15 protein-coding genes and 1 tRNA gene are annotated in these 14177 nt (G+C 71.9%); 14 read left to right on the forward strand and 2 right to left on the reverse strand.

Translation table 11 applies throughout. From position 1 onward, the window contains the following. Positions 1–63: 63 nt before the first annotated feature. The 5 genes from proB (at position 64) to AOM46_RS02535 (ending at position 5252) form a co-directional block, all read left to right on the forward strand. A complete protein-coding gene (gene proB, locus AOM46_RS02515; protein ID WP_062204892.1) occupies positions 64–1182 on the forward strand; it encodes a glutamate 5-kinase in 1119 nt (372 codons plus the stop codon). 190 nt (positions 1183–1372) lie between these two features. Continuing rightward, complete coding sequence (locus tag AOM46_RS02520) at positions 1373–1810, forward strand: hypothetical protein (protein WP_370592627.1); 438 nt, start codon at positions 1373–1375, stop codon at positions 1808–1810. A gap of 74 nt (positions 1811–1884) precedes the next feature. Next, a complete protein-coding gene (locus tag AOM46_RS02525; protein ID WP_062204895.1) occupies positions 1885–3171 on the forward strand; it encodes a glutamate-5-semialdehyde dehydrogenase in 1287 nt (428 codons plus the stop codon). A 50-nt stretch (positions 3172–3221) separates the two neighbouring features. Further along, a complete protein-coding gene (locus AOM46_RS02530; protein ID WP_062204898.1) occupies positions 3222–4091 on the forward strand; it encodes a hypothetical protein in 870 nt (289 codons plus the stop codon). A gap of 81 nt (positions 4092–4172) precedes the next feature. Then, entirely contained in the window at positions 4173–5252 is a 1080-nt protein-coding gene (locus tag AOM46_RS02535; RefSeq protein WP_062204901.1) for a hypothetical protein, read from the forward strand. A gap of 27 nt (positions 5253–5279) precedes the next feature. On the opposite strand, the gene AOM46_RS02540 is transcribed toward AOM46_RS02535, so the two are convergent. Further along, a complete protein-coding gene (locus tag AOM46_RS02540; protein ID WP_078856399.1) occupies positions 5280–6413 on the reverse strand; it encodes a M48 family metallopeptidase in 1134 nt (377 codons plus the stop codon). A gap of 138 nt (positions 6414–6551) precedes the next feature. Between AOM46_RS02540 and AOM46_RS02545 the strand changes: the two genes are divergently transcribed. From AOM46_RS02545 to AOM46_RS02565, 5 genes are all read left to right on the forward strand, one after another. Continuing rightward, positions 6552–6734, forward strand: a complete 183-nt coding sequence (locus tag AOM46_RS02545) for a hypothetical protein (RefSeq protein ID WP_062204904.1) — start codon at positions 6552–6554, stop codon at positions 6732–6734. Between the two features lie 11 nt (positions 6735–6745). Continuing rightward, positions 6746–7369, forward strand: a complete 624-nt coding sequence (nadD, locus tag AOM46_RS02550) for a nicotinate-nucleotide adenylyltransferase (RefSeq protein ID WP_062204918.1) — start codon at positions 6746–6748, stop codon at positions 7367–7369. 22 nt (positions 7370–7391) lie between these two features. Beyond that, entirely contained in the window at positions 7392–9185 is a 1794-nt protein-coding gene (locus AOM46_RS02555) for an LCP family protein (RefSeq protein ID WP_062204922.1), read from the forward strand. Between the two features lie 128 nt (positions 9186–9313). Next, a complete protein-coding gene (rsfS, locus tag AOM46_RS02560) occupies positions 9314–9769 on the forward strand; it encodes a ribosome silencing factor (protein ID WP_062204924.1) in 456 nt (151 codons plus the stop codon). A 23-nt stretch (positions 9770–9792) separates the two neighbouring features. Next, a complete protein-coding gene (locus AOM46_RS02565; RefSeq protein ID WP_199823907.1) occupies positions 9793–10410 on the forward strand; it encodes a histidine phosphatase family protein in 618 nt (205 codons plus the stop codon). Positions 10411–10465: 55 nt separating this feature from the next. Here AOM46_RS02565 and AOM46_RS02570 read toward each other — a convergent pair whose 3' ends face one another. Continuing rightward, the gene (locus tag AOM46_RS02570; protein WP_062204929.1) at positions 10466–11320 is read right to left on the reverse strand and encodes a helix-turn-helix transcriptional regulator; all 855 of its coding nucleotides are present in this window, start codon (positions 11318–11320) and stop codon (positions 10466–10468) included. A 113-nt stretch (positions 11321–11433) separates the two neighbouring features. On the opposite strand from AOM46_RS02570, the gene AOM46_RS02575 reads away from it, so the two are divergent. The 4 genes from AOM46_RS02575 to AOM46_RS02590 all read left to right on the forward strand — a co-directional run bounded on the left by AOM46_RS02575 (position 11434) and on the right by AOM46_RS02590 (position 14174). Continuing rightward, the gene (locus tag AOM46_RS02575) at positions 11434–12945 is read left to right on the forward strand and encodes an MFS transporter (RefSeq protein ID WP_067225844.1); all 1512 of its coding nucleotides are present in this window, start codon (positions 11434–11436) and stop codon (positions 12943–12945) included. 204 nt (positions 12946–13149) lie between these two features. Then, complete coding sequence (locus tag AOM46_RS02580) at positions 13150–13383, forward strand: hypothetical protein (protein WP_049575784.1); 234 nt, start codon at positions 13150–13152, stop codon at positions 13381–13383. Positions 13384–13482: 99 nt separating this feature from the next. Continuing rightward, positions 13483–13555, forward strand: a tRNA-Ala gene (locus tag AOM46_RS02585). Between the two features lie 184 nt (positions 13556–13739). Beyond that, positions 13740–14174, forward strand: coding sequence for a VOC family protein (locus AOM46_RS02590; protein WP_062204932.1), 435 nt, complete (start codon positions 13740–13742; stop codon positions 14172–14174). Positions 14175–14177: the final 3 nt, after the last annotated feature.

The raw sequence follows: 14177 nt of genomic DNA on the forward strand, positions 1-14177 counted from the left end.
GCACAGGGGCATGAACGCGCACACCCACGCGCACGGGAACATGAACGCGGACAGGAAGGTGCCATGACAGCGGCACGGCAGGACGTCTCCGACGCCCGCAGGATCGTCGTCAAGATCGGCTCATCCTCGCTGACCACGGCGGCTGGTGGGCTTGACGCCGACCGGGTGGACGCACTGGTCGATGTGCTGGTGAAACAGGACGGAAGGCAGATCGTACTGGTTTCCTCGGGTGCCATCGCCGCCGGTCTCGCGCCGCTCGGGCTGGTCGGCAGGCCGCGCGACCTGGCGCGTCAGCAGGCCGCGGCCAGCGTGGGGCAGGGGCTGCTGCTGGCGCGCTACACCTCCTCGTTCGCCCGCTACGGCCGCCGCGTCGGGCAGGTGCTGCTCACCACGGCGGACACCAGCCGGCGCGCGCACTACCGGAACGCGTACCGCACCCTTGAGCAGCTGTTCGCGATGGGCGCGGTGCCGGTGGTCAACGAGAACGACACGGTGGCGACGGACGAGATCAGGTTCGGCGACAACGACCGGCTGGCCGCGCTGGTGGCGCATTTGGTGCGGGCCGATCTGCTGGTGCTGCTCTCCGACGTGGACGGACTCTACGACGGCGATCCGGCGCTGCCCGGGAGCCGCCGGCTCGACGTGGTGAACGGTCCCGACGATCTGGCGGGCGTGCGGGTGGGCCGGGCCGGGAAGGCGGGGGTCGGCACCGGCGGCATGGTGACCAAGGTGGAGGCCGCCGGCATCGCCACCCAGGCCGGTATTCCCGTGGTGCTGACCTCGGCAGGCGAGGTCGGGTCCGCGCTGGCCGGCGCCGCGACCGGCACCTACTTCCGGCCGACGGGTCGGCGTTCCACCAACCGGCTCCTGTGGCTGGCGCACGCGTCGGAGCCGTCGGGGGCCGTGGTGCTCGACGCGGGCGCCGTGACCGCGATCACGGAGCGCGGCAGCTCACTGCTGCCGGCCGGAATCGTCGCCGTGCGCGGGGAGTTCGTCGCCGGCGAACCGATCGAGCTGCGGGACGAAACGGGTCGCGCGGTGGCCCGCGGGCTGGTGAACTTCGACTCACGGGAGCTTCCCAGGCTGCTCGGACGTTCCACCAAGGAACTGGCGCGCGATCTGGGGCCCGCCTATGAAAGAGAGGTCGTCCACCGTGATGACCTGGTGCTGTTGCGGGCATAAGCACGATGAGGGGGCTGTATACGTGAGGCTTGGCCGGCCGGTGCCGGATCTGTGAAAGACCAGCCTTTCCACCGAAGGTTCGGGGAAAAGCGCCCGCCCGCCGGGACCAGCTGGTCCACTCGTGCCTGGTGCCCTGCCGGCACCCGACCGCACAACCAGCACGACTTCGCACCATGTCAGGAGGCTGTCGGTGAGACGACTGGCCAGCGTCGAAGGAGGCCGGCCGGCCAGCGAACGGGGCTCCCCCGCGCACAGTGAGCGACCACGGGGCGATGTCGACGACCAGCCGGCACGGCTGTGGCACATCACCCTGAGCGTGGCCGGCCGCGCGGTTCCGCTGTCCGACGTGCGGCGCGCGCTCGAACGGCTGGCGGACGACCATCCGTTCCTGTTGACCAGCCGCTACGCGGAGGATCACGCGGAGATCAGATACTGGGAGGAGGCCAGGGACCTGCATGACGCGGCGGCCGTCGCGCTGCGGCTGTGGGGGGAACACCGGCGCACCGCCAAGCTGCCGCCCTGGGAGATCGTCGGCCTTGAGGTGATCGGCCGGGAGACGTACCACCAGCGGATCTCGGAGGGCTATGGGCCGCCGCCCGCGCATCCGGTGGGCGTCCACCCCTTCTGACGCGTCGGGCGCCCCGGTGTTCGCATGCTGGCCGGCCGGTGCCGGGGGTGCGGGGCGGTGGTTACGATGCCGACATGAGCAGCTCAGGACCCACCGCCCAGGAGTCTCAGGTCATCGCCACCGCGCGCCGCGCCCGGGAGGCGGCGGCGCTCCTCGCGCCGCTGCCGCGCACCGCGCGGGACGCCGCGCTCGAAGCGGTGGCCGACGCGCTGACGGCCAGGTCGGCCGAGGTGATCGAGGCCAACGCGCGGGATGTGGCGCGCGCCCGCGCCGCCGGGACGCCGGACAGCATCGTGGACCGGCTGACCCTGACCGAGGCGCGGATCGCCGCCATCGCCGCCGATGTGCGGGACGTGGTGGCGCTGCCCGATCCGGTGGGCGAGGTGGTGCGCGGCTCGACGCTCCCCAACGGCCTTGAGCTGCGCCAGGTCCGGGTGCCGCTCGGCGTGGTGGGGATCATCTACGAGGCCCGCCCCAATGTGACGGTGGACGCCGCCGCGCTCTGCCTGAAGTCGGGCAACGCGGTGCTGCTGCGCGGTTCCTCGTCCGCCTATGCCTCCAACACGGCGCTGGTGGCGGTGCTCAGGGACGCGCTGGTCGACGCCGGGCTGCCGGCCGACGCGGTGCAGCTGGTGCCGGGGGAGAGCCGGGATTCGGTGCGGGAGCTGATGACGGCGCGCGGACTGGTGGACGTGCTGATCCCGCGCGGCGGCGCCTCGTTGATCCGGACCGTGGTCAGCGAGTCGACGGTGCCGGTGATCGAGACCGGCACCGGCAACTGCCATGTCTATGTGGACGCGTTGGCCGATGTGGACATGGCGGTGGAGATCCTGGTCAACTCCAAGGCGCAGCGGCCCAGCGTCTGCAACGCGGCCGAGACGGTGCTGGTGCACGCGGATATCGCGGACCGTTTCCTGCCCGCCGCGCTGGCGGCGCTGACCAGCGCCGGGGTGACGGTGCACGGGGACGAGGCGTGGCGCAAGGCCGGCGCCGAGGCGGGCGTCGAGGTGGCGGCGGCCACCGACGAGGACTGGTCCTTCGAGTATCTGAGCTATGACATCGCCGCCGCCGTGGTGCCCGATCTGGACGCGGCGGTGGCGCATATCCGCCGCTGGACCTCGGGCCACACCGAAGCCATCGTCACCCGGGACACCGCGGCCGCCCGCCGTTTCGTCTCCCGGATGGACTCGGCCGCGGTGATGGTGAACGCCTCCACCCGGTTCACCGACGGCGGCCAGTTCGGCTTCGGCGCTGAGATCGGCATCTCCACCCAGAAGCTGCACGCGCGCGGCCCGATGGGGCTGCCGGAGCTCACCTCGACCACCTATGTGGTGACGGGCGACGGTCACACCAGAGGGTGAATTCCGCGCGGGCCTCCCCGAGTCGCGCTCTTCCGCCTACGCTGGGAGGCGTGCCGGACGACGTGGGAGGCCCGCCGTTCCCGGACGGTGACGGGCCCGACAGCCAGAACTCGGGGGCCGCCGAAGAGGCGTTCGCCGCCGTGGTGCTCGACGAGGCCTTTGTCGCCTCGGCGAAGATCCATGAGCCCAGCGCCGCCGAGCGGATGCGCCGGGCCGGCGTCGACGCGGCCGAGCCTTCCGATGCCGAGCGCGCCGACGACGGCTTCGACGATGACGGCTTCGACGACGGGTTCGGCGACGACGAGCTCTCCGAGGGCGAGTTCCCCGAGGGCGTGGACGAGGGCGTCTCGTTCTACCGCGATCCGGATCTGGATCCCGGCGGCCTGGAGGCCCTGGACGGCCTTCCGGTGCGCGGCTCGACGGATGTCGACGGGCTGGACGCCTCGGATCCGCTGGGCGGACTGGACGGGCTCGACGCCCTGGGCGGGTTGGACGACGCGGACGACGAGGGCCGCTTCGACCGTTCCGACTACACCCGTTATCTCCCCGGGGACGCCGATTCCCCGCCCGATCCCCTCGCGCCGGGCCGGCGCCCCGACGGGCCTGCCTCCGGGGGCGGCGCGGGCGCGCCCCGTCCGCGCCCGGCGCGCGCGCCGGGGGGACGACGGCGCCCCGCGCTGACCTGGCAGCGGTCCGTGGCCTGTCTGCTGGCGATGATGATGAGCCTGAGCGTGATCGCGCTCACCCTGATAGCGATCCAGCGCGCCGGCGGCTCCCGCGATCCCTCGCCGGCGCCGCCGCTGCCCGCCGGCACCACGGAGGGCCTGGCGGGGGACCCGGGGGAGCCGGAGGACGTCTCGGGCCGGACGGTCGCCGACGCCGGTCTCGCCGATACGGAGGCGCTGGGCGAGGGCCCCTGAAAGCCGCTCGTTGCGGGTACGTGGCCAAATCGCCACCGGCGGGGGCTGTTGGCGCCTTCCCCGGCGACCTAGGCTGGACGGGTGGCCGGGCAAGCAGATCCTCCCGAAGGTGTTCCCGGGGGCGCTCCGGGAGCAGGGGACGAGGAGTACCGATCGATCGTCTTCGACGAATCGTTCGTCAATGCTGCCCGTCTCCAGGAGTTCTCCGCCGACGAGCGGCTGACGGATCACACGGTCGCCGTCCGGGACCGCGAGCCCGATCCGGGGCTCGCCCTGGTCCGCGCGGTGCCCAAACAGGGCCTCGCGCTGGCGATGATCATCCTGCTGGCCTTCGCCGCGGCGATCTATCTCGGCGCCAACAACCCCTATCAGTCGCCCCGTTCGCTGGCCTCGGGCCGGCCCGCCGGTCATGCCGTGGCGCTGGTGCCGGACGGCGAGGTGCCGGGCGAGATCGATGTGGAGGCGCTGTTCGGCACCGGCCCGGTGCGCGAGTTCGGCGTCGGGGCCGGCGGTCTCGACCTGCCCGACCCGCACTCCACCGAGCACTTCTCGCGTGAGCAGGTGCTGACCGCCCTCACCCTGGCCAAGGAGTATCTGACCGCCAGCGCCCTCAACCCGGATGTCCTGGTCGGTGGCGCCTACGGGGATGTCCGGCAGCTGCTCGGGGAGGAGCAGCAGCGGCAGTTCGACCAGGCGCTGGTGGGCGAGGGCGGCGCCTCCTGGGCCACCGACTGGCTGGTGCGCTTCGACGCCGGGCGGGTGGAGCTGGCCGATCCCCATGTGCGGGTCAGCGGCGTCTTCACCTTCGGCGAGGCCACCGAGGACGTGCTGGAGATAGCCGGCCGGCATGTCTTCGTCTACGCGTTGCGCGCCCCCGGCGAACTGGGCGGGCCCACCTCGCTGTTCGGGGTGCAGCGCGAGGTGCGTTTCCTGTTCGGCAAGGAGGAGCTGCGGGACCGCACCGTGGTGCTCAGACAGGCCGACACGCTGGCCGGGCCGATGGCCTGCGAGGTGGATCTCTCGCTGGAGTTCCATCCGCTGCTGGCGGGCGAGTCCGCTCCGCAGCAGGTCAACGCCGGAATCGACCTGCTGGCGCTGGACGCCGACCGCCCCGTGCTGTGCGGGGCCCTCACCCCGAGCGAGCTGACCGTCGACCGTTGACGTCGCCCGGGGCGGGGCCCCGGATCGCTAACCGGACTCCCGGCCCCCGCCGTTCGCCCCGCCCCCGCCGTTGCTCCCGCCGCGTCCCGTCGCGAAGTCCCGCAGCCGGCCGCCGAGATCGCTGGCCCCGCCGGCGACATCGTTGACCAGCTTGAACAGCGGGTCCTTGCTGGTGCGGACGGTGCGCGCGTAGTGGCTCGCCGACTCCCGCATCGAGGCGCTGACGGAGGCGTCGCCGTCCTCGTCGCGGCGCGGGTAGTGGCCGTCCATGATCCGCTGGAAGTCGCGGGTCTTCGACCAGTCGTGCAGCTCGGCGGCGCGCACGGCGGTGAACGGGTGGGTGCGGGGCAGCACGTTGAGGATCTTCAGCACGGAGTCACGCAGATCCCCGCCGGCCTCGTACTCCCTGGCCTGGTCGAGGAACGCCTCCACGTTCATCTCGTGCAGATGGTCGCCGCCGGCCAGCTTCATCAGGCCGCGCATGGACGCCTCTGGATCCTGACCGACCAGCAACCCGGCCCGGTCGGCGGAGAGTTCGGACTTGCGGAACCATTCGCGCAGCGCCGTCACGATGGCGGCGATCGCCACGTTCCCCAGGGGTATCCAGGCCACCCGGACGGCCAGGTTGGTCAGGAAGAGCAGCAGCGTGCGGTAGACCGCGTGCCCGGAGAGGGCATGGCCCGCCTCGTGGCCGATGACGGCCCGCATCTCCCGTTCGTCGTCGAGGAGTTCGACCAGACCGGTGGTGAGCACGATGATCGGCTGGTCGAGCCCGATGCACATCGCGTTGGGCTTGGGATCCTGGGTGACATACAGCGGCGGCACCCGCTCCAGATCCAGGATGGCGCAGGTGTCCAGCAGCATCTCGTGCAGATAGGCGAACTGCCGCTCGTCCACCCGCACCGAGTCGGAGAGGAAGAGCAGCCGAAGGCTCCGCTCCGGCAGCATCCCGCTCAGCGCCTTGAACACCGTGTCAAAACCGGTCAGTTTCCGAAGCGCCACCAACGCCGAACGATCGGCGGGGTGTTCATAGGCGCGCGAGGACAGTCCGGGAAAGCGGCGGCGTCCGTCCCCCGGCCTGGTCTTCGCCAGCTCGATGCCCGGCGACTCGCCGGCGCCGGCCTCCCCCTGGCTCTCCGCGCCATCCGTGTTGTCCGTCATGCCGGGACCCCCTCCGTCCGTGATGCGGCTACTGTCCCACCCTGGCCGCACGGACGGGTGGGGGCAAGAGGCTTCGTCCACCTCGTCCGCTTACCATGACCCTACGTCCCAGCGTCCCGTTCCCGGATAGGCCGTCGTATGACCCAGTTCACCGCCGTCACCTCCCTCGTCCCGTCCTCGTCGGCCGCCGAGGCCGTGCTGCCGCTCGCCTCCGAGGGAGGCGCGCACGACAGCCTGAACGCCTACGCCATCGGCGGGGGCGCGCTCGCCGGCCTGCTGTTGCTGCTCTGGATCACCACCCGGCTCAACCGCGACCGCTAGGGTCATCCGTCATGCGAGACCGGATATCCGAAGGCAGGCGGCGCCTGGGGGTCATGGGCGGCACGTTCGACCCGATCCACCATGGCCATCTGGTCGCCGCCAGCGAGGTGGCCGCCCGCTTCGACCTCGACGAGGTCGTCTTCGTGCCGACCGGTCAACCGTGGCAGAAGGGCCATCGGTTGGTCTCGCCGGCCGAGGACCGCTATCTGATGACGGTCATCGCCACGGCGTCCAACCCGCAGTTCTCGGTCAGCCGGATCGATATCGACCGGGGCGGCAAGACGTACACCATCGACACGCTGCGCGAGCTGCGTGCCCAGTACGCCGAGGCCGACCTGTTCTTCATCACCGGGGCCGACGCGCTGGGGCAGATCCTGGGGTGGCGTGACGCCCCGGAGCTGTTCTCGCTGGCGCACTTCATCGGGGTGACCCGGCCGGGCCATGTGCTGGCCGACCCGGGCCTGCCACAGGGCGGCGTCTCGTTGATCGAGGTGCCGGCCCTGGCCATCTCGTCCACCGACTGCCGGGCGCGGGTGGCCCGTGGCGACCCCGTCTGGTATCTGGTGCCCGACGGCGTGGTGCGCTACATCAACAAGCGCGCCCTCTACCGGGACCCGCCGCAACCCACCCGCTGACACGGACCGAAGGGCGGCACTGGTGAACGACCGACAGCAGCCGTACGGGCAGATCTACGGCTATGACGAGTACGGGCGCCCGCTCTACCAGCCCCTGCCCGAACAGCCGCTCGGTCACGAGGGGGTCCAGGGAACCCCGGGGGTCCAGGGGGCCCCGGGTGTCCAGGACGGCTATCCGGCCCAGCCGGCCGAGGGCTACGCCGGCTACCCGGGGCACCCCGGATACGAGGGCTACGACGGCTACCAGGGCTATCAGGAACACCAGGGCTACCAGGCCCCGGGGGCCTACCAGGGCTATGCCGCCCCGGCCGCCCCGACTGCCCCGGCCGCCCCCACCGGCTACGACGGTTACCAGCCGGTCGCCGACCAGGACACCACCGCTCAGCGGGGCTATCCCGCCGAGTACGGCGGCTACCAGCCCGTCGCCGACTACGACACGGGGCAGCAGTCCCCCGTCCCGCCCGCCCCGCCGGCCCCGCCCGAGCCGTCGACGCCCGCCGCCGAGGCGGCCGTTGTGCCCGAGCAGCGACGCCCCGGCGCCGGCGGGGACGCTCTCGACGAGCCACAAGACGACTACCGGACGGAACAGTTCTCCTTCGTCGAGGAACAGGACGAGGAGTCCGAGGACGTCATCGACTGGCTGAAGTTCAGCGAGAGCCGCACCGAGCGCCGCGAGGAGGCCAAGCGGCGAGGGCGCGGCCGGCGCCGGCTGCTGGTCGTCACGCTGGTGCTGGCGCTGGTCGGCGGGCTCGGCTTCCTCTGGGCCACCGACCGGATCCCGGGCCTCGGCGCCGAGGAGGAGGCCCCCGTCGCCGCGGCGGAGAGCCGCGATGTGATCGTGGTGCATCTGCGGCAGGTGGACTCGCCGGAGACCGCGACCGCGCTGCTGGTCGCCGACGAGACGGCCGGCACCGGCACCACGCTGCTGCTCCCCAACAACCTCTCCGTCACGGCCGACAGCGGCAGCATGACGCTGGGACAGGCCGTCGTCGAGGAGAGCGCCGGCTCGGTGCGGGAGGCGCTGAGCGGGCTGCTGGGCGCCGGTATCAAGGGCACCTGGCGGCTGGGCACGCCCTATCTCTCCAACCTGGTCGACCTGGTCAGCGGGATCACCGTCAGCACCGATATCGAGGTGCCGGGCTCGGACGAGGACGAGGGCCCGCTGGTCGAGGCCGGCGAGAACGTCTCCCTCAACGGTCCGGCGGCCGTCGCCTATGCCACCTACCGGGCGCCGGACGAGCCCGAGTCGGCGCAGCTCAACCGCTTCGGGCAGGTGATGCAGGCGGTGCTGGAGCGGCTGCCGGAGAGCGAGTCGGCGACCGTCACCACGATGGAGATGCTGCGGCAGATCCAGGACCCCTCGCTCTCGGAGCAGGAGCTGGGCGTCAGCCTGGCCCGGCTGGCGGCCTTCGCGGCGCTCGGCGAGTACCGGACCAGCGAGCTGCCCGTCGAGGAGGACGGCACCATCAGCGACGCGACCGCCGACGGCCTGGTGCACGAGGTGCTGGGCGGATCGGTCAGCAACGCCGACCCCGGCGGCATGGCACGGATCGGCATCCGGGACGCGAGCGGGGTCGAGGGCATGGGCGAGGCGGCCAGGATCACGTTGATCAACGGCGGCCTGACGGTGGTGGACAGCCGGCCGGCGGACGAGGCGCTGGCCGAGTCCCAGGTGCTCTACTCGGTGCCGGAACACCGGGAGATCGCGGTCGAGGCGGCCAGAACCCTGGGCCTGCCCGAGGAAGTGGTCACCGAGGGCGACGGGCCGGGCACCGCCGATGTGACCATCGTGCTGGGCGAGGACTATGGGAGGTGACTGTCAGTGCGACATGAGACCCTGGGATTCCAGGGTCGGGCCGCGAGTACGACATCGCCCGTGGCAGCGCGGGCGGTGGGAGCCGCCGGCGGAGGCGACCCCTTGAGACCGAGGAGACTGCCGTACCTGTGACCGCCACGGACCGCGCCACCGAGCTGATCAGCGCCGCCGCCCAGGCCGCCGCCGACAAGCTGGCGCACGACATCATCGCCTACGACGTCAGCGACGTCCTGGCCATCACCGACGCCTTCCTGCTGGCGTCCGCCCCCAACGACCGCCAGGTCAAGTCCATCGTGGACGGCATCGAGGAGCGGCTGCGCGAGCTGGACGCCAAGCCGGTCCGCCGGGAGGGCGAGCGGGACGGCCGTTGGGTCCTCCTCGACTATGTGGACATCGTGGTGCATGTCCAGCACTCCGAGGAGCGGGTCTTCTACGCCCTGGAGCGGCTCTGGAAGGACTGCCCCGAGCTGCCGCTTCCCGAGGACGCCAAGGCCACCCGTGGCCGGGGCGCGGCCGAGGGCGAGAGCGCGGACGGCTCGGCCGGTGGCTCGGCGGACGGTTCAGCGGGTGGTGAGTCCCGCTGAGCGCCCAGGACCGTCGGCGGATCGTGCTCTGGCGGCACGGCCAGACCGCGTGGAACGTCGAGAACCGCTTCCAGGGCACGATGGACATCGAGCTGACCGAGGCGGGCGTCGCCCAGGCGCGGCGCGCGGCCCAGCTGTTGGCGCGCCTTCGGCCCGATGCCGTCATCTCCTCCGATCTGCGCCGCACGGCGGCCACGGCCGCCGAGCTGGTCGAGGTCACGGGCCTCTCGGTCTCCTATGACGAGGGGCTTCGGGAGTCCTTCGCGGGGGACTGGCAGGGCCTGACGCATCCCGAGATCGAGGCCCGCTTCGGCGAGCAGTACGCGGCCTGGAAGCGCGGCGAGCCGGTGCGGCGCGGCGGGGGCGAGCTGGAGACGGAGGTCGCCGACCGGGCGGCGCCCGTGGTGGAGCGCGCGGTGGAGAAGCTTCCGCCCGGCGGTCTGCTGGTGGTCGTCAGCCATGGCGGCACCATCAGGACCACCATCGGCCGGCTGCTCGGCCTGGCGCCGAGCAGTTGGGAGGCGCTGGGCAGCGTCTCCAACTGCTGCTGGTCCGTCCTCGGCCAGGGCGTGCGGGGCTGGCGCCTGCTGGAACACAACGCGGGCTCCCTCCCCGAGCCCGTCATCGGCGACGACGTCTGACGAGGCGTGACGACGTCTGACGGCGTCTGGCGTCCGGCGGCTTCGGGGTGGGGCGTCAGGACGCCCCCGGGGGCGCGGCGTTCGGGGGTTCGCCGGCGACCAGTCGGCGGCTGTGTTCGTCGCTGGGCAGATAGACCACCATCCGGGCGTCCGGTATCCCGTTGACCGTCAGGGATTCCGAGCGCAGCCGCAGTGTCCCCGAGGGGTGCCGGAAGGTCTTCACCCTGGGCCCCGGCGGCACCACGTCGCCGCTCGCCCACATCGCGGCGAAGTCGGCGCTGGCGCCCGAGAGTTCGCGGATAAAGCCCTCCCAGGCCAGCTCGCCGACATGGTCGCCGTAGCCGGAGCGGAACGTCGCCACCATCAGCCGCAGCTCGTCCTCCCGCATCAGCAGCGGACAGTCCTCCTTCGAGCTGGTGAACATCATCCACATCACGTTCCGCCCCCGCCCGGAGAAGCGGCCCAACGGGTCGAACACCCGCATATAGGCGGCGTTGTGGCCCAGCACGTCGAACCGCTGGTTGTAGATCACCGCGGGCAGCGGATCCAGGCCGTCCAGGATCAGCCGCACCTCCTCGCTGACCAGATCGGCCCCGGGCACCGCCACGGTCGCCTCGGGGGCGAACGGCACCTCGGCCAGACGGAAGAGGTGCTCCCGCTCGGCGGCGTCCAGCCGGAGTGTCCTGGCCACGGCCGTCAGCACCTGCGCGCTGGCGTTGATCGGCCGGCCCTGCTCCAGCCACGTGTACCAGGTGACCCCCACGCCGGCGAGCTGGGCGACCTCCTCCCGGCGCAGTCCGGGTGTGCGCCGCCGGAACCCGGGCGGCATCCCGACGTCCGCCGGCCGCACCCGGGCCCGTCTCGCGCGGAGAAACGCGGCCAACTCCGTTCTCCTGCGCCCTGTCGCCATCGTTGTCGCCACCCCTTCAGCCTGCGGGCCGCCCCCCAGCCCTGCCAGGTGCTGTCGGTACCAGTATCGGCGGGCTCTCGTTACCGGTATCGCGCCGGTCGCAGGCTCGGGCCATGACCACCGTTCCCACCAGCTCTTCCACCAGCACCGGCACCGCCGCCGGGCGGGCCGGCGGCCCGGCACGGCCAGGCTGGCTGCTGGCCGTCGTGCTCGCCGGCCAGTTCATGGCGCTGCTGGACGTCTTCATCGTCAATGTCGCGGCGCCGACCCTGCGCGCCGACCTCCAGGCCACCGACAGCCGGCTGCAGCTGATCGTCGCCGGCTACACCATCGCCTACGCGGTGCTGCTGGTCACCGGCGCGCGGCTGGGCGGCAGATTCGGCCCCGGGCGGCTCTACCTGGTGGGCCTGGCGTTCTTCACCGTCCTCTCGCTCGCCTGCGGACTGGCGGGCGACGACCTGTGGTTGATCGTCTTCCGGGTGCTGCAGGGCGCGGCCGCGGCGCTGATGATCCCGCAGGTACTGGCCCTGATCCAACGTTCCTTCGAGGGGGCGGCCAGGGCCAGGGCGCTGTCGCTCTTCGGCGCGGTGATCGCGGTGGGCGCCGCCGCGGGGCAGCTGTTGGGCGGACTGCTGATCAACGCCGACCTGTTCGGCTGGAGTTGGCGCCCGGTCTTCCTGGTGAACGTGCCGATCGGGCTGCTGCTGCTCGTCGGCGGGCTGCGGGTGCTGCCCCTGGGGCGGCCGCGGCTGGCGGAGCGGGCCCGTTCGATGGACCTGCCGGGCCTGTCGCTGCTCGCGGTCGCCGTGCTGCTGTGCACGGTGCCGCTGGTGCTGGGGCAGGAGTGGGGCTGGCCCGCCTGGTGCTGGGCCGCGTTGGCGTCGAGCGCCCTGGTGACCGGGGTGCTGCTGGCCCACGAGACCCGGCTGTCCCGCCGGGGCGGGGCGCCGCTGATCTCGCCCCGGGTGCTGGTGTCGTCCGGGGGCCCGATGGCGTTGATCTTCGTGGTGATGGCGCTCAACGGCGGTCTCACCTTCGCGCTGGCCCTGCATATCCAGGGGCCGGAGAGTCAGGCGGGACTCGGCTACGGCGCGCTGCGCGCGGGGCTGACGTTTCTGCCCACCGCGCTGGCCTTCGGCGGGATCTCGCTCTACTGGCGCCGGCTGCCGGCCGGTTGGCGGCCGGCGTTGCCGCCGGTGGGACTGCTGTCGGCGGCGGGTTCGCTGCTGGCCCTCGGTGTGGTGCTGCGGGACGGCGGGGGCGGGGCGGCGCTGGTGGCGCTGAGCGCCGGGGCCGGTGTCGGCCTGGCCCTGGCCTATGGCCCGACGCTGGACGCGGCGCTGAGCCGGGTGCGGCGCGAGGACGCGGCGGACGCTTCCGGGATGACGGTGATGATGACCCAGCTGGGCATGCTGGTCGGGGTCGCCACCTTCGGCACGCTCTATCTCAACCGCGCCGCCCACACGGCCTCTTCGGCCGAGGGGGCCTGGTCCGCCTCGGCGGCGCTGGCGGCCGCCGCCCTGGCCGGCGCGGCCCTGGGCGCGCGCGGCCGGCGCTCGGGGCGGCGGACGTCCGGCGGTGGTGAAGCGGTGGCGGCCGGGCGTGGAATGCGAGTGGAAGGGTAGCTGGACGGACGGCGACAAGGCGTCGTCGTGGGTCTCGATCCCGTCTCCTCTTGGTCGAGGCGGCGCCAAGCGGCTTATCGGAAAGCCCATGACATGGCAGAATCGTGGACACGCCGGGCAGCGGACGCTCCGGCGTGTCACCCGGTGGCGACGGAGGGGTATGCCTCGTGTGCACGGCCCACAACCGAGGGTGGAGCTGATCGCATGGGTGCACACAGCAGAAAGTGCGATTGGTGCGGTGCCGGCACCCCCATCGTGCGCGATCTGCAGCCGGTGAACGTCGCGTACCAGTACTGGTGCGTGGAGTGCGCCAGGGCGCTGATCATCAAGGGCGATCCGATCGAGGTCTACCGCGAGCTGGAGGGCGAGCCCATCTATGGGCGTCTTCTCGACGAGCACTGCGCGCTCAAGCGGTTCTACTCCTTCGCGAGCGTCTGACCTGCGCACCCTGCCCCACCACCCCGATTTGGCATTCGACCCCGGTTCCTGTGTAAAGTAGGGATCACCGCGAGGGGGAAACCCCGAACGGACAGGCAAGGGGCTATAGCTCAGTTGGTAGAGCGCTTGCATGGCATGCAAGAGGTCAGGAGTTCAATTCTCCTTAGCTCCACAGCAGCCGAAGAGGCCGTCTCCCGCAGGGGAGGCGGCCTCTTGGCTTTGCCCGGGCGACCGTAGGCCGTCCGCCTCCGAAGTCGCCCGCTTCTTCGGGGACTTGCCGCCCGGTGGGCCGGGTGGCGCTTCGTCGGGGCGATACGTGGGGGGCGCCGGGGTGGGCGACTTGTTAGTGTGCGCTGGTGTCATCGATCAAAAAGCTGCAGATAACCTTCGACTGCGCGGACCCCGAGCGCGTCGCCCGCTTCTGGGCCGAGGCCCTGGGGTATGTCCTGCCGTCGCCGCCCGAGGGGTTCGACAACTGGGACGAGTACAACCGTTCCCTCCCTCCCGAGGACCGGGGTGCGTGGTTCGCGTGCTCGGACCCGTCGGGAGTGGGTCCGAGGCTGTACTTCCAGCGCGTTCCCGAGGGGAAGGTCGCCAAGAACCGGGTGCATCTCGACGTACGGGTCGGCACCGGGCTGGTGGGGGACGAGCGCCTGGCGACGCTTCAGGCCGAATGCGATCGACTGATCGCCCTTGGCGCGACGCATGTGCGGACCATGCTCGCCGACGAGGAGAACGAGTCGTGCATCTCGATGCAGGACATCGAGGGCAACGAGTTCTGCGTCGACTGAGCG

It is taken from the genome of Streptomyces sp. NBRC 109706, assembly GCF_000974485.1.
Classification (GTDB): domain Bacteria; phylum Actinomycetota; class Actinomycetes; order Streptomycetales; family Streptomycetaceae; genus Streptomyces.

Coding starts and splice junctions, on each gene's coding strand:
- AOM46_RS02540 (WP_078856399.1), bottom strand. CDS start 6,413: ATGACGGACAACACGGATGGCGCGGAGAGCCAGGGGGAGGCCGGCGCC.
- proB (WP_062204892.1), top strand. CDS start 64: ATGACAGCGGCACGGCAGGACGTCTCCGACGCCCGCAGGATCGTCGTC.
- AOM46_RS02580 (WP_049575784.1), top strand. CDS start 13,150: ATGGGTGCACACAGCAGAAAGTGCGATTGGTGCGGTGCCGGCACCCCC.
- AOM46_RS02570 (WP_062204929.1), bottom strand. CDS start 11,320: ATGGCGACAGGGCGCAGGAGAACGGAGTTGGCCGCGTTTCTCCGCGCG.
- nadD (WP_062204918.1), top strand. CDS start 6,746: ATGCGAGACCGGATATCCGAAGGCAGGCGGCGCCTGGGGGTCATGGGC.
- AOM46_RS02525 (WP_062204895.1), top strand. CDS start 1,885: ATGAGCAGCTCAGGACCCACCGCCCAGGAGTCTCAGGTCATCGCCACC.
- AOM46_RS02575 (WP_067225844.1), top strand. CDS start 11,434: ATGACCACCGTTCCCACCAGCTCTTCCACCAGCACCGGCACCGCCGCC.
- AOM46_RS02545 (WP_062204904.1), top strand. CDS start 6,552: ATGACCCAGTTCACCGCCGTCACCTCCCTCGTCCCGTCCTCGTCGGCC.